The following is a 21155-nucleotide window of genomic DNA, read 5'->3' on the forward strand; positions in this document are numbered from 1 at the left end:
CAATTACGAGAGCGGGATGATTGCAATACTTCGTTAACCTCACCGATATAGCCGGTTATGCACGACCGCAGATATATTTACCCATGGTTAACTCAACAACCACACAACTCCTTAAGTATACCGCTTGACTTTGCGCCGGCCGCTGTGTGCAAATGCGCCGCCATAGGCTGTCGCAGCCTGCGTTGGAGAATTGGGGAGTGAGTTTTGCCGTTTGCGATCAGCCTTTCGTTGCGCCTTTTGACCAATTGGCTGCCGCGCAGACCGCGTCGGCGGCCAGCAGGCGGTGCCGTTCTCATCCTCTGCGCCAGTCTCGCCGGATGCCAGATGAACGGTGTCGGCCTAAGCAGCAACAGCAAGAACGACGACATAAAAATGCCGTCCACGGCAATCGAGGAAACTTATGGCGGCGAAAGCGGCGCCGAGATCACGCTGCTGCTGCGCAAGGGTGCTGCAGGCCTCTATGAAGGTCCGGCGCGCGACGTGCGTGACGGGGCAGTGCTTGGTGTTGGCGAGCTCGGCAACAATCAGATTCGGCTACGCGTAAAGGATGTCGGCCCGGGTCTGGCCGGAGTCGCCGCGCAGGTCGCCGCAGCCAAGGGCCGTAATGCCGCGCTGATCGTCAGCTATCTGCCGCCAGCCGAAACCGCTGCCATCGCCGCCATTTCCCCCGCCCAGCGCCCGCCATTGCTTAATCTTGCAAGTGCTATGGCCTCGACCGGCGGTGATGTCTTCAACCTCGCCTCAGACGAAATCGACAGCGCGACCGAGGGCGTCAAGGCTGCCAGCCCCGGAGGTCACAAGAAGGTGTCGGCGCTCGTGCCTGCGGATTTTTCTCAATCCGACAGCACCAGGTTGAGCAATGCCATCTGGAACGGCGGCAACACGTTCATGGGCCTCGGCCGTTACAACACAAGCGATCAAGCCGCGGATATCCTGACCAAGAACCGACCGCTTATCCAATCGGCCGAAATCGTGGTCATTCTCGGCGGCACGTCCGAAATCGGCGCAGTAGCGAGTGCCGTGCGCGGCGCCGCCATTCCCGGCCAAGCACTGGTAGGCACCAACAGGTGGCTGCAATCGGTTTATGCTTCGTCGGCTTTGTCGGGCGCATTTATCGCGACGGACGATACGCAAAGCAGCGGACTGATTGCCGAGCGCTACCAGCGCCATTTCAATCACCCGCTGACAACCTCCGGCGCCTATGGCTATGACGCCATGGCGATCGCCTCCGGCCTTATCCGCTCCCAGGGGCCACAAGCCATCACCGCCGCCAACCTGATGAACAAGGTCGGCTTCCGCGGCACGACCGGGCTCTTCCGCTTCAACGCCGCCGGCATGGTGGAGCGCAAAATGGTGATCAATACGATCGATGGCGGCAAGCTGAAGGTTGCCGCACAGCCCTCACAATCGTTCTGAAGCAGCCCGGTCGGCGTCGAGCGTAGCGCGGGAGCGCGCTGTTGCCGTTACGTCTCCGATTCCTGCACCATGCCAGATCATTTGGATGCGCACGGGAACATCATCCTTAATGGTTTCCCACCAAACCCCGTGGAATTTTATACTTATTTGATCGTTCAATTTATACTTAGGTTACCTACGCTTCCGAACGCCATATTCAGAGGTATCGCGCATTATTCTCTCAACCAGGGAGAAATAAGCGCCAATGGAACGCAAGAAAAATAAAATTATACTTGCAGCACTTGCTGCGACTTCCCTTGCCTTTGGTCTGTCTCCATCGACCATTTGCCTGGCGGCGACCGGTGATACCGTCCGCCCGGTAGTCGACCTGGTCGCGGACCCGCTGGTCGACACTGTCATCGATCTCTTTGCGCCGGCCGCGGCGAATGCAGCGAAGGCGATAAGAGGCGTCGACCTTACCGCGCTACACCAGAGCCTAGCCGCCGAGCCGGCGGGCCTTCCGGGTAACGATACGGCAGCGCTCCAGCCGGTACATCCGGCACAGCCGACCAACACCCCGATGGGCGACTCGGTGTTCGGAACTGTCGCCATTCCCTTCAAGCATCTTGCCGCGCTCGACAAATTCGCAGGCCCGCTCGCCGAGATCCGCTCCGGCAAAGCGCTCGATTGCGGCGCCGGCGGATGCGACGCAGCCGCGGCCGCCGTCGCGGCCGCCGAGACAAAGACTGCCGGCGCCTCGATCCGCGACGAGATCAACTCGATCAATTTCACGGTCAACCATGCCATCCGCTATGCCAGCGACATGGATACCTATCATGTGACCGACTACTGGGCGAAGCCGAGCGAGGCCCTGTCGCACCAGCAGGGCGATTGCGAAGACTACGCCATATTAAAGATGGCCGCCCTCTACAAGGCAGGCGTCGATCTCGACCATATGACACTGGTCGTCCTCTTCGACCAGCAGCGGCATTTCTACCATGCCGTCCTGTCGGTCTCTGTCAACGGCAACAATCTCATCCTCGACAATATGCGCGATGAGGTTTTGCCCGACAGGCGTATAGCAGAATATCTGCCGCTCTATTCGATCGTCGCCGGCCGCGGCTATCTGCACGGCTTCCGCGATCCTCATGCGCAAGCAGTTGTCGCCGCAATGCCGCTCGCCAAGGTGGCCCCTGGCGAAGGCGAGATCCACTGATCGGACTCGCCTTTACGACCTTCCGGGACGAAGGCCGCGCCTAATCAAAGAGGCGACGTTTTCAATAGACGGAAATATAACCGATCAGCATCGGCGCCTCATGCGTCGGCGCCAGCGCCAGGTTGATCTGGCCCGTCAGCGATTGTGAACCGAGGCCGATCTTGAAGCCGGTGTTCAGCGTTTTGCCGCGATTGGCAGATAAGACGGAGAGTACTTCCTCGACCTGGGTATCGATCGAAAAGCGCAGAGTGCGGGCCGTCTGCTGAACGTCGTCAATCAGCGGCAGGCGATGGCGCAGCATCTTCAGGAAGGCATCGTTGAAAAGCTTGATCCCGCGCTCCCGCGTCAACACCACCGCCGGCGTCGGCGACGCCTGAAGGACTGCGTTGAGATTGGTCAGCGACGCGACATCCTCGATGGCGTCCAGACGGCTCAGCGCCCATTTGAAGCTCAGCACGCGCAACAAAGAGGCGAGATTGCCGGTTTCCGGCATGTCGGCCGCCGTGTGGTAAACGAGGTCGCCGATGCTGATGCCGCCAGCTTCGGACATCCGTCCGAGACCGTCCCAATAGATCCGCTCGAGGCGAATACCGCGACGCTCGCCGCCGCCCGTCACGGCACGGAACCGTGGCTCCAGTTCGTCGCCATCGACAGACGGCAAGGCTTCGCTGCGGGCCATCGTCGTGACTTCGTCCTTTCCGGCAACTTTGCTCATAGCCGCCCTCACCGTTCCGTCAGCGCTTCGGAGCGCGCCTTGTTGATCGGCTTCATCAGATAGGTGAGGATCGCCTTGCGGCCGGTCATGATCTCGGCCGAAGCCACCATGCCGGGGATGATCGGATAGTGCTTGCCGTCGCGCTCCAGCTCCGACTTGTCGGTCTTGATGCGCACGAGGTAATAGGTCTCGTTCTTGTCCTTATCGACGAGGCTGTCGGCGGAGACGTTGACGACGGTACCGTCCAGGGCGCCGAAGATCGAGAAATCGTAGGCCGAGATCTTGATGACCGCCGGCTGGCCGACGCGCACGAAGGCAACGTCGCGCGGTGAAATCTTCGCCTCGATCAGCAGATTGTCGGCGGTCGGCACGACTCCGGCGATGACCTTGCCGGCGTCGACATAGGCGCCGATGGTATTCACCTCCAGCGTATTGACGATGCCGTCGACCGGGGAACGAATATCCGTATGCTTGACCCGATCGGATGCCCCGCGGATCGTCTCGTCGACGACGGAAAGCTCCGAGAGGGCCTGCCCCTTGTCGGTCAATGCCTGCTGGCGCAACTGCAGCCCGAGGTCGTTGACCTGCAGCGTCGCCTCCTTGACGGCCGCCTGCAGGCGATCCAGACTTTCGATATAGACCTTAAGCTGGCCCTGCAGGTCGACCAGGTCTCGGTGGACCTTCAGGATTTCAGTTTCGGCGACGAGCTTCTTCTCGCCGAGCGGCTTCAGCAGATCATACTGCTTCTGGGCGCCGGCGATATTCTGCGTCAGGCGGTCTATGTTGGCGTGGGCCTCTTCCAGCTCGTTCTGATGCTGCTTCAAACGCTGGTCGAGAACATTGAGCTTGTTCTGATAGGCGGCACGATCCGCCTCGAAGAGCTTTTCCTCGTTGTCGCAGACGTCCTTGGCGGCGGCCAGAATCTCGGCCGGACAGATGAATTGTGCATCGTAGGTGCCCGCCTCCTCCAAGGCCAGGCGCTCAACCTTGGCACCAAGAGCGCGGGCCTTGGCCACGGACTCACCGAGCGTCGATTGGGTCGTGGTATTGTCGAGCTGGACCAGAAGATCCCCCTTATGGACAACCTGGCCGAGATTGACATTGATCTGCTGGACGATGCCGGGCTCGGACGACTGCACGATCTGCGTCTTCGATACCGGTATCACCTTCCCCTCGCCGCGCGCGATCTCGTCGATATCGGCCAAGGCCGCCCAGGCGATAAAAGCGGCGATCATCAAGGCGCAAATACCGAGGATCAGCCGGGCAAAAAACGGAGGATTGTCATGGATATTGTGACGATGAGCACGCATTATGACACCGCCTTGCGCTGCATCGCCTCGATGACCGCCTGCTTCGGTCCATCGGCTATGATGCGGCCCTTGTCGATGACGATCAGCCGATCAACCAGCTCCAGCATGCTGTGGCGATGGGTCGCCACCATCAGGGTCGTTTCCGGACCGAAGGCATTCGTCAGCTTGTTGATCAGGTGCCGCTCGCTCGCCAGATCCATCGCTCCCGAGGGCTCATCGAGGAAGACGATCTTCGGTCGGGTGAGCAGCAGGCGAGCGATGGTCAATGCCTGCTTCTGACCATTCGAAAGGTTCGCGCCGCGCTCGCCGACAGGCATGTCGAAACCGCGCGGGTGAACGGCGACGAATTCCTCGACACCGGTCATGCGCGAGACGGCCAGCAGTTCCTCGTCGCTGGCATCGGCCCGGCCGAGCAGCAGATTTTCCTTCACAGTGCCGGAAAACAGGTCTGACGACTGACCCGCGACAGCCACGGCGGCGCGCACCTCGGCCATGTGATACTGGCGGATATCGACGCCATCGATCAGCACGCGTCCGCTGGCCGGCTGGAAAAGCCCGTCAAGCAGCCGGCCGATCGTCGTCTTGCCCGAACCGATACGGCCGATAATCCCGATCTTCTCGCCGGGCGTAACCGTGAAGGATAACTGGTTGATGACCGACTGGTCGGAGCCAGGATATTGAAAAGAGACATTCTGGAAGCTGAAACCGCCGCTGCGGATCTGCCGGTTGACGAAGCCGACAGTCGACGGCCGGTCGTCAGGCTGTTCCATGATCTTATCGAGAATGCGCAGCGACATGGTGGCCTGGCGGAAGCGCGCCAGTGTCATGGCGATCTGGCCGAAAGGTGCGCCGGCACGGCTCGCCAGCATGACGGTCGCGACGATCGCACCCATGGCAATTTTTCCGTCGGCGAATTCATAGGTGCCCGCCACGACGATGAACACGCTAACCATCTGTTGCAACAACATCGTCAGGTTGATGGCATTCGACGAGATGTGCTTGATGTCTTCGCTGGTGCGGCTCGAATATTTCGTCAGCTCCTGCCAGCGACGCAACATGGTCGCCTCGGCTCGAAGGCTCTTCAACGTCTCGATCGTCGAAATGGTCTCGACGAGCATCGATTGGCGGCGCGATGCTTCATTCGTCGCAGTTGCCATGCGCTTGCCAATCTGCGCCTGGGCGACGAGACCGATCACGACAGACAGAACGAAGGCGACGGCCGGAATAACCACCAGCCAGTCGGCGATCATATAGATGACGATCAGGAAGATGATGACAAAAAGGCTGTCGATCAGCACGCCGATCGTGTTCGAGGTAAAGAATTCGCGCACGAATTCATATTGCGTTACGCGGTTGGCATATTCGCCCGTCGACATCGGGCGGGATGCCAGAGTCGAATTCAGGATCTTGTCGAAGATTAGCTGCGACAGACGCAAGTCGGCCTTGCGACCGGCATAGTCGATCAGCGACGCGCGGGCCGTCTTTAGCAGAAAATCGAAGAGATAAGCCAAGGAAATGCCGGCCGTCAGTACCCAAAGCGTCGGGAACGCCTTGTTCGGCAGCACCCGGTCATAGACATTCATGGTGAAGAGCGGCGAGGCCAGTGCGATGATGTTGATAAACAGGGCCGCCAGCATGACGCGGGCATAGGTGCGCCAGTAGGGCACCAGCGTCGTCGCGAGCCAATGACGCTTCTCGATCTCCATCGCATGACCGACGCGCGCCTCTTCCGAAGCATTCTGATAGAAGAGCGTGAAGGCAAAGGCAGCCTGCGGCTTGAGCGCTGCAAGCTCATCCCGCGTCAAGCGCAGCGGCGCCCCGGTTGACGCGATGTCGATGACATAGGAGCCGTTTTCGGTCATTTCGAGCAACGGCAGCACGCCGCCGCCGGCAAATGTGACGATGGCGGGACAGTCAAAATTACCGAGCCGGCAATCACGCTCCTTGTGCTTCAGCACCTGCAGACCGACGCGCTCTGACAGCCGCTCGACATCGTCCTGCTCCATGGCTTCCAGAACCTCGTCCGGAACGCCCGAAAACAGCACTGTATCCGAGCTCGGGCGACCGTAAAACGCAGCGACCGATTTAAATGCCGACTTAAAAGACTGCAGCGATACGCTCGCAGCCACGTCAGGAGCTACGTTCAACATGGAGTATTATCCAATCCGGATCGCGACGACTAACGAATCGGCTCGAGCAGATCCATTGGCAGGCCAGGCTTCTGATGCGAGTCATATTTCGTATAGCCGGGATCAGCCGTGTTCGACGAAACGCTAAACTGATCACGAGCATAAGGCGTTGCCTGATCGATCGGCTTCAGCTTCATCGTCGACAACAAACTGCCCGACGCGGCGAGAATCTTGTATTCGGCAAAGAGCGAGGCAACGTCGGCCGTCTTAGCCAAAACCTCGGTGTTGAAGCGGGTGTTCTGAGCATCCAACAGATCGAGCAGGGACCGCTGACCGACCTTGAACTGCTCCCGATAGGACGTCACGAGCTGGGCGTTCGTCTTTTCCTGCCCATCCAGAATACGCGCAAGCTGGGCCTGATTGGTACGCTCGCTCCAGGCGGAACGGACGGACTGATCGACCTCGCGATAGGTCTCGCTCAGCGCAAAACGTTGCTCGGCGGCGCGACGGACCAGTTCCTGCTGATGGGCGGTATCGATGCCGCCGTGATAGAGGTTCCACTTGGCGACGACACCGACCTGTACGTCGCTGGTGTTGCCCTTGTTACCGTCGACATCGTCACCAATGCGCGCGCTGCCGACAAGGTCCAGCTTCGGCAGGAAGGCAGACTTCGAACCGCGGACATCGGCGTCAGCGGCATTGACATCAGCTTTACCGGAGGAAATCTGCGGATTGTTCTTCTGGGCGATGAAGACAGCATCATCCAGCGTCTTCGGCAGGTAATGCGCAACGGAGGCCGGGCGCTGCGCATTGCTGATCGGCTCGCCGACGACCTGAAGGTAGCGGATCTTCGTCGCATCCAGCTCCTGCTTGGCTTCCTGAAGGCGGGCATTGGCCGCTTGCAGGCGCTCGCGGCCCTGATAGCGATCGGCATCGGTAAGGGCGCCGCCCTTGATGCTATCCTCGATGTTGCCGACCATCTGCTTGTGGAAGGAGACGTTCTTTTCCGCCGCCGCGACGATCTCCGTCTGCAGCATATATTCGAGATAATCCTGGGTTACTTCAAGCGCCAGGGCTTCCGAGCGCTGCTGGACGCGAAAGGATGCGCTGTCGACACGAGCTGCCTGCTTGTCCTTCTGCGCCTTGCGGTCGCCGCCGTCAAACAAGGTCTGCGTAATCGTCAGGCTGACGTCGGCCGGGTTCAGATAATTCGTGCTGCGTGTCAGGGCGCCCGATGTGACGTCCGAAAGTCTACGGCGGCCATAACCCGACTCCAGATCGACTGAAGGCAAATAAAGCCCCCGCGCCTGACGCAACTGGAACTCGGTTGCCTCCCGGTTCTGAGCAGCCTCCATGATCTGCGGGTTGGTTTTCATTGTCTTGTCAATTGCCTGCTGCAATGTCGTAGCGTAAGCAGCGCCACTGAATAAAGAACTGGTGGCTATCGAAATTCCGACCGCCGCAATCAATCGCTTTCTATAAATCAAAGTGGCACCCTTCCCCAACAACACACTTCGCTAATATATAATATACCTTTTCAAGCTTATTTATATATTACGCATAGACGAAGTCATATCTACTTGCAAAGTAGATTCCAATTTATTTTTCTGAAGCAGTTAATATCGCAGCGCGCAAGTCTTATCGGCAGCAATCTGTTGACTATTTTTGGGGTATTTACAACGAAAGCAAGAATGTTGGTAATGTTTGCGATCATACCAAATTTGAGTGTTGCTCTAATAAGTATATTTATTCATCATTATGCAGCCGCCAGCTGAGAATCACTATGCGCCCGAGATGAAGGCTGCGCATTTGCGGATGCGCAAATGGCCGTCGCCACATCTTATTGGAACGCGGAAGGCAAAGCCAAGATGTGCCGACCAACGTCCGGAAGATAACTCGGCAGAGACGCTCAAGATCTGGAGCGCGAGCGTGCGCGGGTCAAATGTTGGCCTGCCACCTCGAATATGAATTCAGCCTCGCTCGGTGGGCGATTTGAGCGGTGATCCTTGGGTGATCCTTGCTGGACGGAGCTGATGCTTCAAGCGTCAAAAAATGCATAATTTTCGCGCAGCTGCACCCGTCACGGATTTCAACATCAATCAGTCATCGTGCAGTCAGATAAAAATCAATGAGTTACGATCTGGCATGGCGCTTGCTTTTTGTCTGCTGAGTTGGTGGCTAGGGTTCCGGCGTCTGTTGAGGGCGTGACTGGTCCGAGAGCTACCACCGGCTGGGGGAGAAATCCCACCGGATGCACGGCGGGATAAAAGCCCGGGAGACCTCGTAAGCCAAGGGATTGGCGGTGCGATGGTTTTTGCCGATCCCTTTTTGAAAAAAGCAAAAGGGGAATTTCTATGCAGACTTTTTCGAAGATCCTTTCCGTAACGACCCTTTCGGTCTCGCTGATTTTCGGATTCGGCTCCGCAGCCAGCGCCGCACCGAAAACCAGTTTTAAGGTCGCCTGGTCCATCTATGTCGGCTGGATGCCCTGGGGCTATGCTGCCGATCACGGCATCGTCAAAAAATGGGCTGACAAATACGGCATCAACATCGAGGTCACCCAGTTCAACGATTATGTCGAGTCGATGAACCAGTACACTGCCGGCGCCTTCGATGCCGTGACGCTCACCAACATGGACGGCCTTTCGATCCCCGCCGCCGGCGGCGTCGATACGACGGCCGTCATCGTCGGTGACTTTTCGAATGGCAACGACGCCGTCATTCTCAAGGACAAGGCAAGCCTGGCAGATATCAAAGGCCAGAACGTAAATCTGGTTCAGTATTCGGTGTCGCATTATTTGCTGGCCCGCGCGCTCGACAGCGTCAAGCTCACCGAACGCGACGTGAAGGTGGTCAACACCTCCGACGCCGATATGGTTGCGGCCTACAAGACGCCCGACGTCTCCGCCGTGGTGACCTGGAATCCATTGGTCTCAACCATTCTTGAGGAGCCTTCCGCCAAGAAGGTCTTCGACAGCTCGCAGGTGCCGGGCGAGATCATCGACCTGATGGCCGCCAACAGCAATGTCCTCAAGGACAATCCGAATTTCGGCAAGGCGCTGGCCGGCATCTGGTATGAAACGGCAGCGTTGTTGAGGGCAGACACGCCGGAAAGCAAATCCGCCCGCGAGGCGATGGGAGCCGCGTCGGGCACGGATCTTAAGGGCTTCGAGGCGCAGCTCGCCGCAACCAAGCTCTTCGACAAGCCTGCCGACGCGGTTACCTTCACCGCATCACCGAGCCTGCCGAAGACGATGGACCTCGTGCGCAGTTTCCTGTTCCAGAAGGGGCTGCTCGGCAATGGCGCTCCTTCGGCGGATGTCATCGGGATCGAAATGCCCGACGGCAAGGTCTTAGGTGACAGCGCAAACGTCAAGCTGCGCTTCACGGAAGCCTATATGAAGGCCGCGGCCGACGCTTCACTCTAAGCGAGTCCCTCCCCGGCGGCGCCATGGCGCCGCCCTTCCCTCATCCCGTGGAGCCTCTCATGCGTTGGATCAATACCAGGCCCAGCTCCGGCGCGCAGCTTGCCTTGACGCTGTTGCCGTTTGCACTGCTGATCGTCGCCTATGCCGTCGGTTCGGCCACGCGGCTTGCCGAAAACGCCAACGACAAGCTGCTGCCCAATCTTGCCGGCTTTGCCGACGCCATCAACCGCATGGCTTTCATCGCCGACCCGCGTACAGGAGAATACCTGCTGTGGTCCGACACCTGGGCGAGCGTCATGCGGCTCCTGTCAGGTCTCGGCCTATCCACGACAATCGCGCTTTGCCTTGGCATGCTCATCGGCATGTTACCCTATCTCAGAGCCTTGCTGTCTCCCTTCGTCGCCGTCATTTCGATGGTGCCGCCGCTCGCGCTGCTGCCGATCCTGTTCATCGTCATGGGCCTCGGTGAGATCTCCAAGATCGCCCTTATCGTGATCGGCGTCGCGCCGACGATGATCCGCGATCTGGCGCTGAAGGCGCTGGAATTGCCACGAGAGCAGATCGTCAAGGCCGAAACGTTGGGCGGTTCCTCCTGGCAGATCGCTCTTCGCGTCGTGTTGCCGCAGATCCTGCCGCGGCTGATCACCTGCCTCAGGCTTCAGCTCGGGCCGGCCTGGCTTTTCCTGATCGCCGCTGAGGCGATCTCCTCGGATTCCGGCCTCGGCTACCGCATCTTTCTCGTCCGCCGGTATCTGTCGATGGACGTGATTTTTCCCTACGTCATATGGATCACGTTGCTTGCCGTACTCATGAACTATCTTCTCGATCGCCTTCGCATCGCTGTCTTTCCCTGGTCCGATTTGGAGAAGCAGGCATGAGCGAGCTCAGGATAGAAAAGGTCTGGAAGGAATATGACGATCAGATCGTGCTCGAGGATGTGTCGCTGACGGTCCCCTCCCGCGCCTTTGTCGCGCTCGTCGGTCCCTCCGGCTGTGGCAAGTCGACCTTCCTGCGCATGCTGCTGGGGCAGGAGCAACCCACGAGAGGCACGATTTCTCTCGACGGCGCGGCGCTGCCATCTGAGCCAGGCGCCGACCGTGGCGTGGTTTTCCAACGCTATTCTGTCTTTCCGCACCTGACCGCGCTCGGCAACGTGCTGCTTGGCAAGGAGTTCGCCGGCTCGCGCCACAAGGCCAAGCTTTTCGGCGCCGCGCGCCGAAAAGCGATCGACGAGGCGCGACAACTCCTGGCAGACGTCGGCCTTGCCGGCGAGGAGGACAAATATCCGGCGCAGCTATCGGGGGGCATGCAGCAACGCCTCGCACTGGCGCAGGCACTCATCATGCGGCCCAAGGTGCTGCTGCTCGATGAGCCTTTCGGCGCACTCGATCCCGGCATTCGCTCCGAAATCCACACGCTGATGAAGCGGCTGTGGCACGAGACGCAGATGACCGTCGTCATGGTGACCCACGACATGCGCGAAGCCTTTACGCTCGCTACCAGGGTTGTCGCCTTCGAGCGCCGCCGCGACCGGCCGGAAGAAAAGAAGCGCTACGGCGCAACGATCACCAAGGACATTTCCATCTGGCCGCCGCGCATCGCCGGCGCCGCCTCGATCTTCAGCCCCGACCGGGACGGCCCGTTCGCTTCAAAGGGGCACCGCCGGGACGACCTGGCACCGTCGGGAGACATTTAGCCATGCAGCACGTCAGACGTTCGCCGGAAGAAATCGCCGCCAATCGCGCCCGCTACGAGGACCATCAGCGGAAGGGCCTGGAATTTGCGCCCAAGGCATTGCCGACACCGAGCCCACTTCCCGCCCCGCCGATCGATGCGACACTGATCGTCCAACGGGAGATCATACCGGGCGGCTGGTACTGGTCGACACGCATCAAGCGCGGCGAGACGCTGCGCGTCGCCCAGGAACAGGGCTTCTCGACCGTGTCGCTCGTCGCATGGAATGCGGCCGACACGAGCGAACGGCTGAATCTGCCCGACACGGTGAAGATGCAATGGACCACCGCCCTTTCGAAAGGGCGGGTGATCTTCTCCGACATGGGGCGTGTGATGTTTTCCATCACGGAGGATTCTTCCGGCGCTCATGACTGCCTGATGGGCGGCTCCTCCGCCGCTTCGAATCTGGCCAAATACGGCAAAGGCACCCGCAACAGCCGCGACAATTTCATCAAACTTGCGACCAAGGCTGGATTGAACAAGCGCGATATTCCCGCCGCGCTCGCGCTTTTTGCTCCCGTTCGCGTCGACGCGAACGGCAAGTTCGCATGGAAGTCGGAGCTGCCGCGTGGGGGCGATTATGTCGAGCTGCGCGCCGAGATGGAGATGATCGTCGGCTTTTCCAATTGCCCGCATCCGCTCGATCCAAGCCCGGTCTACGCACCAAAATCGGTCACGATCACCCGACTGGCCGCCCGGCCTGCAACCGACGACGACCTGTGCCGCACCGCCACCGCCGAGGCCATGCGCGGCTTTGAGAACAACGCATCCGCCAATCTTTGACCCGGAAAGAGACGATCATGACTGACTTCATCCAGACCGCCCCTTTCCGCACGCTCGAAAACACCGTGCAGGATCACTTCATTGCCGCCGAAGCACCGTTCTCGACGGTGATCCGCAAGGGTCAGACGTTGCGCATCGAAGACAGCTACGGCCAGCAGGCCGTCGACACGCTGTTCTACAATGCCGAAGATCATTCCGAGCGCTATTCCAGTCAGGACACCATGCGCGAGCAGGGTGCGGCCTACATCACCACAGGCACCGGGATCATCTCGAACGAGGGCCGCGTCATGTTGACGATGACGGCCGACAGTTGCGGACGCCACGACACGTCTGCCGGTGCATGCTCCTGCGAAAGCAATACAGTGCGCTTCGGCCACGGCACCAAATATCTCCATGCCTGCCGGGACAATTTCGTTCTCGAAGTCGCAAAACATGGCATGGGCAAGCGCGATGTCGTGCCCAATATCAACTTCTTCATGAACGTGCCGATCGAGCCGACAGGCGAAATGACGATCGTCGACGGCATCTCCGCACCGGGCGATTACGTCGAGCTGAAGGCCGAGATGGACGTGCTGCTCGTTATTTCCAATTGCCCGCAGGTCAACAATCCCTGCAACGGCTTCGATCCGACGCCGGTCCGCGTTCTCGTCTGGGACGGTGAGGCTTGAGATGTTCAAGAAGGTATTGATCGCCAATCGCGGCGAAATCGCAGTCCGGATCATCCAAACGTTGAAGCGCATGGGCATCGCCTCCGTCGTCGTCTATTCGGACGCCGATCGTTTTGCCAAGGCGTCGCTGATGGCTGACGAAGCCGTCAGGCTCGGCCCAGCACCGGCTTCCGAAAGCTATCTCAATATCGACGCCGTCATTGCGGCTTGCAAGGCAACAGGCGCCGAAGCCGTACATCCCGGCTACGGGTTCCTTTCGGAAAACATCGGCTTTGCCGAGCGGCTGGCGAAGGAAGGCATCGTCTTCATCGGTCCGACGCCGGATAATATCGCCGCCTTCGGGCTCAAGCACACGGCCCGCGAATTGGCGCGCACAAGCGGCGTACCGCTACTGCCGGGCAGCGGTCTCGTCGAGACTGCCGAGGCGGCGCTCGCGGCGGCCATGGAAATCGGCTATCCGGTCATGCTGAAGTCCACAGCCGGCGGCGGCGGCATCGGCATGCAGCTTTGCGAGAATGCCGATAGTCTTAAGGTCGCCTTCGAAAGTGTGCAGCGCACAGCCAAGGCAAGCTTCGGCGATGCCCGTGTCTATCTCGAACGCTTCGTTTCCAAGGCCCGGCACGTCGAGGTTCAGATCTTCGGCGACGGCGGCGGCCGCGTGATCGCGCTCGGTGAACGCGACTGCTCGCTGCAGCGCCGGAACCAGAAAGTGATCGAGGAGACGCCTGCTCCCGGTCTTTCGCCTGAGATACGGAGGCGCCTGCATGCGGCAGCCGTGGCACTTGGCGCTTCCGCGCGCTATCAATCCGCCGGGACCGTGGAGTTCATCTATGATCCTGCCCGTGAGGAATTCTATTTCCTCGAGGTCAATACCCGCCTCCAGGTTGAGCACCCGGTCACGGAGGCCGTTTACGGCATCGATCTTGTCGAATGGATGATCCGCCAAGCCGCCGGCGAGGATGTCATTTCCGGCAGCGAAACCCTCGTCTCTAATGGCGTGGCGATCGAAGCGCGCCTCTACGCCGAGATGCCGCATGCCGGCTTCCGGCCCAGCGCCGGTCTGCTGACGGAAGTCGTCTTTCCAGCCGGCACGCGTGTCGACGGCTGGATCGAAACGGGCACCGAAGTCACCCCCTTCTACGATCCGATGCTTGCCAAGCTAATCGTGACAGCCGAGGATCGACCGACAGCGATTGAGAAACTGAAGAGCGCGCTGGCGGAAAGCTCCATCGCCGGCATCGAGACCAATCTGGAATACCTCAAGGCCATAGCAGGCTCCAAGCTGCTGGCGAGCGGCGACGTGGCGACGACGGCACTCAGGGACTTTCCTTTCGTGTCCGATGTGATCGAAGTTGTGGCGCCGGGCGCGCAGTCGAGCATTCAGGAATTGCCTGGCCGGCTCGGCCTCTGGCATGTCGGCGTGCCGCCGAGCGGCCCGATGGACGAGCGCTCGTTTCGTCATGCAAACAGGCTCGTCGGCAATGCCGATGAGACCACGGCCCTGGAACTCACTGTTTCCGGGCCTGTGCTCAAGATTTTCTCCGACGTCACCATTGCGCTTGCCGGCGCCCGCATGCCGATGAGCCTGGACGGCTTGCCCCTGCCGCATGGCGAAGCCGTCAACGCCAGGGCTGGACAGACGCTTGCCGTCGGTACGATTGAGGGGCCGGGACAGCGCTCCTATCTCGCCGTTGCCGGCGGGTTTTCTGCGCCGGTCATGCTCGGCTCCAGGGCGACCTTTGGCCTGGGACAGTTCGGAGGTCATGCAACCGGCACGCTCCAGACCGGTCATGTCCTGAGGCTCGCGCGCACCCGGCAGCAACAGACAGAACCTGCAGGCTTGCCCGCTCCTCTGACCCGCAACTGGGAGGTCGGCGTCCTCTACGGCCCGCACGGCGCGCCGGATTTCTTTCTCGAAGACGATATCGAAACGTTGTTCTCGACCGAATACGAGGTGCACTTCAATAGCGCCCGCACCGGCGTCCGTCTGATCGGCCCGGCGCCGAAATGGGCGCGCAGCGACGGAGGCGAAGCCGGCCTTCATCCCTCCAACCTGCATGATAACGCCTATGCGATCGGCGCGATCGACTTCACGGGCGACATGCCGATCATTCTCGGTCCGGACGGTCCGAGCCTCGGCGGGTTCGTCTGCCCGGCCGTCATCGCTCGCGATGAGCAATGGAAAATGGGCCAGTTCAAACCCGGCGACAAGATCCGGTTTCGTCCTACGGAACGTGCCGAAGACCCCATTGCAGGACCACGGCTGCAGCGCCTCGGCGATGCAGCGGGGTCGGCGATCGTCGGCCAGAGCCGAGAAGGACCCGTGCCCGTCGTCTATCGTCGCCAGGGCGACGACAATCTGCTGGTCGAATATGGAGCGATGACGCTCGACATCGCACTGCGCCTGCGAGTGCACCTGCTAATGCAGGCGATCGTCGACGCCCGCTTGCCGGGCATCATCGATCTGACGCCCGGCATCCGCTCGCTGCAAATCCACTATGACGGCACCGCGCTTACCCGCAATCGCCTGCTGGGACTGCTGGCCGAAATCGAGGCGAGCCTGCCTGCTGCACAGCAGGTCAAGGTGCCGAGCCGCATCGTGCACCTGCCGCTGTCCTGGAACGACCCGGATGCCGAGCTGGCCATGCGCAAATATCAGGAACTGGTGCGCCCCAACGCGCCCTGGTGTCCATCCAACATCGAGTTCATCCGCCGCATCAACGGCCTGCCGGATGAACAGGCGGTGCGCGATATCGTCTTCGGTGCCAGCTATCTGGTGCTTGGCCTCGGCGACGTCTATCTCGGCGCGCCGGTCGCAACGCCGGTCGACCCGCGCCACCGGCTGGTGACGACGAAATACAATCCTGCACGCACCTGGACGCCGGAAAATGCCGTCGGCATCGGCGGCGCCTACATGTGCATCTACGGCATGGAGGGGCCGGGCGGATATCAGCTCTTCGGTCGTACCATCCAGGTTTGGAACAGTTGGCGGCCGACTGCCGTTTTCGCCAAAGATAAGCCGTGGCTGCTCGACTTTTTCGACCAGATCCGCTTCTTCCCCGTCAGCCATGAAGAGCTGACCGAAGCTCGCGCCGCCTTCCCGCATGGCGGCTATCCGGTCAGAATTGAGGAAGCCGAATTCTCTTACGCCGCCTACGAAGCCGGGCTTACCCGTGAGGCTCCCGCTATAGGCGCCTTCAAGTCCGGGCAGCAGGCAGCATTCGAGGTCGAACGGCAACGCTGGAAGGAGTTTGGGCTGGATAGCTTCTCCGTTGACGAAAGGTTCGGCTCGGCTCTGGGCGGCGACATACCGGAGGGTTGCTTCGGCGTCGAAAGCGCCGTGCCTGGCAATGTTTGGAAAATACTCGTCGCGGAAGGCCAGCCGGTTGCAACCGGCGATACATTGGCCATCATCGAGTCGATGAAAATGGAAATCAACGTAACCGCACATGCCGCCGGACGCGTCCGTGATCTGCGCGCCGGTCCTGGGCGTAATGTCAAAGCCGGCGATGTGCTGGTCATTCTGGAGGAAATTTGATGCTTCCCACCATTCTCGATCTTGCCTCGCTGAGACATGCCTATACGGCTGGCCTGTCGCCACTGGAGCTAATGGAAGAGATCATCGCGAGGTGCAGGGCATCGGACGATCCGGCCATCTTTATCACGATGACGCCCGAGGACGAATTGCGAGCTGCGGCACGTGAGCTGATGGCGCGCGCTCCTGAGCCGAACAGCCTGCCGCTCTGGGGCATTCCCTTCGCAGTCAAGGACAATATCGACGTCGCGGGCCTGCCCACAACAGCCGCCTGCCCAGCCTTCTCCTATCACCCTCAGGCGGATGCAACGACAGTTGCGCGGTTGCGGGCTGCCGGCGCCATCGTCATCGGCAAGACCAATCTCGATCAGTTCGCGACCGGGCTGAACGGTACGCGTTCACCGCATGGCGCGCCGCGTTCGGTATTTGACCGCAACTACGTTTCCGGCGGCTCCAGCTCGGGTTCGGCTGTCGCCGTCGCCGCTGGTCTGGCAAGCTTTTCGCTCGGCACGGACACTGCCGGTTCCGGCCGCGTTCCGGCCGCCTTCAACAATCTCGTCGGCATCAAGCCGACGCCGGGGCTGGTGCCCAATGTCGGCGTGGTGCCGGCCTGCCGCAGCGTCGACGTCGTCACCATCTTCGCCGCAACGGTCGGCGACGGCATTGCCATCCGCAGGATCATGGAAGGCTATGACGCCCGCGATCCGTTCTCGCGGCAAGCCTTCCCGGCAAGCCTGCCATCGACACGTCCGCGCATCGGCATTCTCGACGGTGCGGAACGGGAGTTCTATGGCAACAAGGACGTGGAGGCCCTCTATGACGCGGCAATCGAGCGGGCGCGATCGCTGGGCGCGGTGATCGTGCCTTTCGATTATGCTCCGTTCCGGCAGGCAGCCGAACTGCTCTACAACGGCCCCTGGGTTGCCGAGCGGCTGGCGGCGGTCAAGGAGTTCCTAGAAACGAATGCCGACGATTTCGACCCGACGGTGCGCGCCATCATCGAAGGAGCAAAAGCCTACGATGCCGTCGATGCCTTCGAAGGCCGCTACAGGCTGGAAGCATTGCGGCAGAAAACCAAGGCCGAGTGGGAGAAGGTGGATTTCCTGATGCTTCCGACGTCGCCCACCACCTACACCGTCGAGGAGATGCAGGCGGACCCGATCGTCAAGAACAGCCACTTCGGTCGCTATACCAACTTTGCCAACCTGCTCGATTGCGCGGCGATCGCCATTCCCGCCGGCTTTGACGCCAACGGCCACCTGCCGGCGGGTGTGATGCTGGTGGGGCCTGCCTTCACCGACGATGCGCTGGGCCCCTTCGCTGACGCCATGCATCGGGCGCTGAACACCGGGATGGGCAAAGACCGCAAAGCCACGCTGCCGGAGGCAAGCCGCCTGGCGCCCCTGGCCGACGAGTTTGTTCCGATCGTAGTCGTCGGCGCGCATCTGACGGATATGCCGCTGAACCATGAGCTGACGCGACCGGGGGGATATAGATTGAGAACTGGGCGGACGGACGGCAGCTATCGCCTCTTTGCTCTCCCCGGCACGATCCCGCCAAAGCCGGGGCTGGTGCGCGATCCGGGCTTTACGGGCAATGGCGTGGAGATTGAAGTCTGGGCGCTTCCGCCTGCGGCATTCGCGCGCTTCGTTCAGAATATCCCGGCGCCGCTTGGCGTGGGCAAGATCACGCTCGACGACGGAAGCAGCGTCACAGGTTTTCTCTGCGAGGTCCACGCCATCACCGGGGGCCGCGAGATCACAGAGTTCGGCGGCTGGCGCAACTATATCCGCGCCGCCGGCACGAGTGCTTGAGCGAGGAACGGCTAGATGAGCGAGCTTTGGTCAAAGGCAATGCAATTCCTTCTCCAAGGTCTGATTGCAAGGACTCACGCTATCGGCAGCTGCCGTTCCACCAGAGGCAACTCTCATGCGCAAAAGATTTGTGCTGAAGATTCTTGATTCATCCGATATTCGTTGGAGGCATTGGACAAGTTCGTCATGACCGCCTTGAATGCCGCAAACAGTTGCGATGGTGCGGCCATCGTGACTTTTTGTCTTTCGGATCTGAGACGGAGAATTCTAGGCGTCGAGCCCGCTTGGCCTTCCGGCTGTTGCAAACACTGCGCTGGCATCGCTGACAATTTCCACATGCGAATATGCCGCCTGCGCGGCGGCAGCCCCGTCCGCTCGCATGATCGCGGTCACGATCCGGCCATGCTCCTCATAGGACTTTGCCAGGCGCCCGGGCAGACGAAACTGTGCCCGCCGAAAGGGGGCGAGCCGCGCCCGTGTCTGAATTACCATCTCAAAAATATGATCATTATGCGCACCGCGATAAAGCCGGGTGTGGAACTCGGTATTGTGAGCCGAATATTTCTCTTCCGCGCCGGTATGAACGAGCCTCATCGATGCCTTGTGCTCCAGCTCCAGCATGTGCCGTTCATCGACTGTCATACGCTCGGCCGAGAGCCTGGCGCAGATCGCTTCGAGCTCGGCCATCGCCTCGAACATGGAATGCAGATAGGTCTCGGTCACGTTGGTGACGACGGCACTCCGGTTCGGCTCCCGATCGACAAGCCCCATCGCCCCAAGTTCACGGAGCGCCTCACGCACCGGTGTGCGCGACACGTCGAAACGGGCGGCTAGCGAGACCTCATCAAGCTTGTCGCCTGGCAGCATCTGCCCGGTAACGATCATGTCGGCAATCGCCCGGACCATCTGTTCAACCGTCGTTCCTGCTCTGACGAGCTCTCTGCGTCTGACCTGTTTCAAGAAACAATTCTACTTTGTTACCCACTGCACACACATGCATCGCTCGGATCGCAAAGTCAAATACAACTGTAACCAATTGATATTTTTTATCAAAATCTGAATATCGAGAATTATCCGAAGAATTCTTGAGCGGTCGACGTAATTGCAAGGCAATTTTGTAGGCGATGCATAAATTTTAATCCGTTATCTGACCTACATTGCATGCACTTTTCACCGAGTCTTACAGATTCAAAAATTTTATATGCAAAATCAATAGAATAAAAATTGGCACAGCCATTGCATACACTTTTCGTAGCCAATTGAACCGATAAACCGCCTTAGGGGAGAATTCCGATGACCAACCTCCTTTCCATGAACCGTCGTCATTTCCTTCAAGCTTCTGCCGCCATTGCCGTAGTCGGCGCAGCACCCGGCCTCCTCTCCTCCCGCGCACTCGCGCAGACCGCTCTCACCGTGGGTTTCATCTATGTCGGCCCGAAGGATGATTATGGCTATAACCAGGCGCATGCCGAGGGTGCGGCCGCCATCAAGGCGCTGCCTGGCATCACCGTCGTCGAAGAAGAGAACGTGCCTGAAACGGTCGACGTCCAGAAGACGATGGAATCGATGATCAACCTTGATGGCGCGACTCTGCTCTTCCCGACCTCCTTCGGCTATTTCGACCCGCACATGCTGGTCATGGCTGCGAAATACCCCGACATCCAATTCCGCCATTGCGGCGGCCTGTGGCAGGAAGGCAAGCACCCGGCCAATACCGGCTCCTATTTCGGCTATATTTTCCAGGGCCAGTATCTGAACGGCATCGCCGCCGGCCACGCGACGAAGAGCAAGAAGATCGGTTTCGTCGCCGCCAAGCCGATCCCGCAGGTGCTGCAGAACATCAATGCCTTTCTGCTTGGCGCACGCACGGTTGATCCAACCATCATCTGCCAGGTGATCTTCACCGGCGAGTGGTCGCTCGCCGTCAAGGAGGCCGAAGCAACCAACGCGCTAGTCGACCAGGGTGCCGATGTCGTCACCTGCCACGTCGACAGCCCGAAAGTGGTCGTCGAAACGGCCGCCGGCCGTGGTGCCTTCGTCTGCGGCTACCACGCCAATCAGAGCCCGCTTGCGCCTGAGAAATATCTCACGGGCGCCGAATGGGCCTGGGGAAATGTCTATAGCGACTTCGTCAAGAAGGCGCAGGCCGGCGAAAAGCTCGGCAATTTCGTACGTGGCGGTCTGAAAGACGGCTTCGTGAAAATGAGCGCGCTTGGTCCCGGCGTTTCCGAGGCCGGTCGCAAGGCATTCGAAGCGGCACATGCCGACATGATGAAGGGCGGCTTCTCGGTCTTTAAGGGACCGCTGAAGGACAACAAGGGCAACACAGTCGTCGCGGCCGGCAAGAGCTACGCGGAAGATGCGATCGAGCTCGAAAGCATGAACTACCTGGTCGAGGGCGTCGTCGGGTCCACGGCGTAAACTGAGA

15 protein-coding genes and 1 riboswitch are annotated in these 21155 nt (G+C 60.1%); of the genes, 10 read left to right on the forward strand and 5 right to left on the reverse strand.

Features of this window, described 5'->3' with window-relative positions; genetic code table 11:
* Positions 1-204 precede the first annotated feature (204 nt).
* The gene (locus tag QA646_RS26225) at positions 205-1416 is read left to right on the forward strand and encodes a hypothetical protein (RefSeq protein WP_283059651.1); all 1212 of its coding nucleotides are present in this window, start codon (positions 205-207) and stop codon (positions 1414-1416) included.
* A gap of 244 nt (positions 1417-1660) precedes the next feature.
* Positions 1661-2611, forward strand: a complete 951-nt coding sequence (locus QA646_RS26230) for a transglutaminase-like cysteine peptidase (protein WP_283059652.1) — start codon at positions 1661-1663, stop codon at positions 2609-2611.
* 61 nt (positions 2612-2672) lie between these two features.
* Here the strand turns inward: QA646_RS26230 and QA646_RS26235 are convergent, their stop codons facing one another.
* The 4 genes from QA646_RS26235 to QA646_RS26250 are packed head-to-tail and all read right to left on the reverse strand — an operon-like array spanning position 2673 to position 8141.
* A complete protein-coding gene (locus QA646_RS26235; protein WP_283059653.1) occupies positions 2673-3326 on the reverse strand; it encodes a ribbon-helix-helix domain-containing protein in 654 nt (217 codons plus the stop codon).
* An 8-nt stretch (positions 3327-3334) separates the two neighbouring features.
* A complete protein-coding gene (locus tag QA646_RS26240) occupies positions 3335-4636 on the reverse strand; it encodes an HlyD family type I secretion periplasmic adaptor subunit (RefSeq protein WP_283059654.1) in 1302 nt (433 codons plus the stop codon).
* Positions 4636-6786, reverse strand: a complete 2151-nt coding sequence (locus QA646_RS26245) for a type I secretion system permease/ATPase (protein ID WP_283059655.1) — start codon at positions 6784-6786, stop codon at positions 4636-4638. Before QA646_RS26245 ends, QA646_RS26240 begins: the two co-directional genes overlap by 1 nt.
* A gap of 29 nt (positions 6787-6815) precedes the next feature.
* Positions 6816-8141: a TolC family outer membrane protein gene (locus QA646_RS26250; RefSeq protein ID WP_283059656.1), complete on the reverse strand. Its 1326-nt coding sequence runs from the start codon at positions 8139-8141 to the stop codon at positions 6816-6818.
* Positions 8142-8932: 791 nt separating this feature from the next.
* Positions 8933-9045, forward strand: a riboswitch (guanidine-I (ykkC/yxkD leader).
* Positions 9046-9119: 74 nt separating this feature from the next.
* On the opposite strand from QA646_RS26250, the gene QA646_RS26255 reads away from it, so the two are divergent.
* From QA646_RS26255 to atzF, 7 genes are read left to right on the forward strand one after another with little or no spacing between them, the layout of a single operon-like run.
* Entirely contained in the window at positions 9120-10193 is a 1074-nt protein-coding gene (locus QA646_RS26255) for a putative urea ABC transporter substrate-binding protein (protein WP_283059657.1), read from the forward strand.
* A 59-nt stretch (positions 10194-10252) separates the two neighbouring features.
* Positions 10253-11071, forward strand: a complete 819-nt coding sequence (locus QA646_RS26260; RefSeq protein ID WP_283059658.1) for an ABC transporter permease subunit — start codon at positions 10253-10255, stop codon at positions 11069-11071.
* Entirely contained in the window at positions 11068-11889 is an 822-nt protein-coding gene (locus tag QA646_RS26265) for an ABC transporter ATP-binding protein (RefSeq protein WP_283059659.1), read from the forward strand. Before QA646_RS26260 ends, QA646_RS26265 begins: the two co-directional genes overlap by 4 nt.
* A 2-nt stretch (positions 11890-11891) precedes the next feature.
* Positions 11892-12710, forward strand: coding sequence for an urea amidolyase associated protein UAAP1 (locus QA646_RS26270; protein WP_283059660.1), 819 nt, complete (start codon positions 11892-11894; stop codon positions 12708-12710).
* Between the two features lie 17 nt (positions 12711-12727).
* Positions 12728-13378, forward strand: a complete 651-nt coding sequence (locus QA646_RS26275; RefSeq protein ID WP_283059661.1) for an urea amidolyase associated protein UAAP2 — start codon at positions 12728-12730, stop codon at positions 13376-13378.
* Between the two features lies 1 nt (position 13379).
* The gene (gene uca / locus QA646_RS26280; protein WP_283059662.1) at positions 13380-16916 is read left to right on the forward strand and encodes an urea carboxylase; all 3537 of its coding nucleotides are present in this window, start codon (positions 13380-13382) and stop codon (positions 16914-16916) included.
* Positions 16916-18727 carry an allophanate hydrolase gene (atzF, locus tag QA646_RS26285; RefSeq protein ID WP_283059663.1) on the forward strand — a complete coding sequence of 604 codons (1812 nt, stop codon included), beginning with the start codon at positions 16916-16918 and terminating at the stop codon, positions 18725-18727. The genes uca and atzF overlap by 1 nt, the downstream gene beginning before the upstream one ends.
* Positions 18728-18994: 267 nt before the next feature.
* Here atzF and QA646_RS26290 read toward each other — a convergent pair whose 3' ends face one another.
* Positions 18995-19687, reverse strand: coding sequence for a GntR family transcriptional regulator (locus QA646_RS26290; protein ID WP_283059664.1), 693 nt, complete (start codon positions 19685-19687; stop codon positions 18995-18997).
* A 333-nt stretch (positions 19688-20020) separates the two neighbouring features.
* Here QA646_RS26290 and QA646_RS26295 point away from each other — a divergent pair, with 333 nt between their 5' ends.
* Positions 20021-21148: a BMP family ABC transporter substrate-binding protein gene (locus tag QA646_RS26295; protein WP_283059665.1), complete on the forward strand. Its 1128-nt coding sequence runs from the start codon at positions 20021-20023 to the stop codon at positions 21146-21148.
* Positions 21149-21155 lie beyond the last annotated feature (7 nt).

The organism is Rhizobium sp. CB3090 (assembly GCF_029714285.1).
Taxonomy (GTDB): Bacteria; Pseudomonadota; Alphaproteobacteria; order Rhizobiales; family Rhizobiaceae; genus Rhizobium.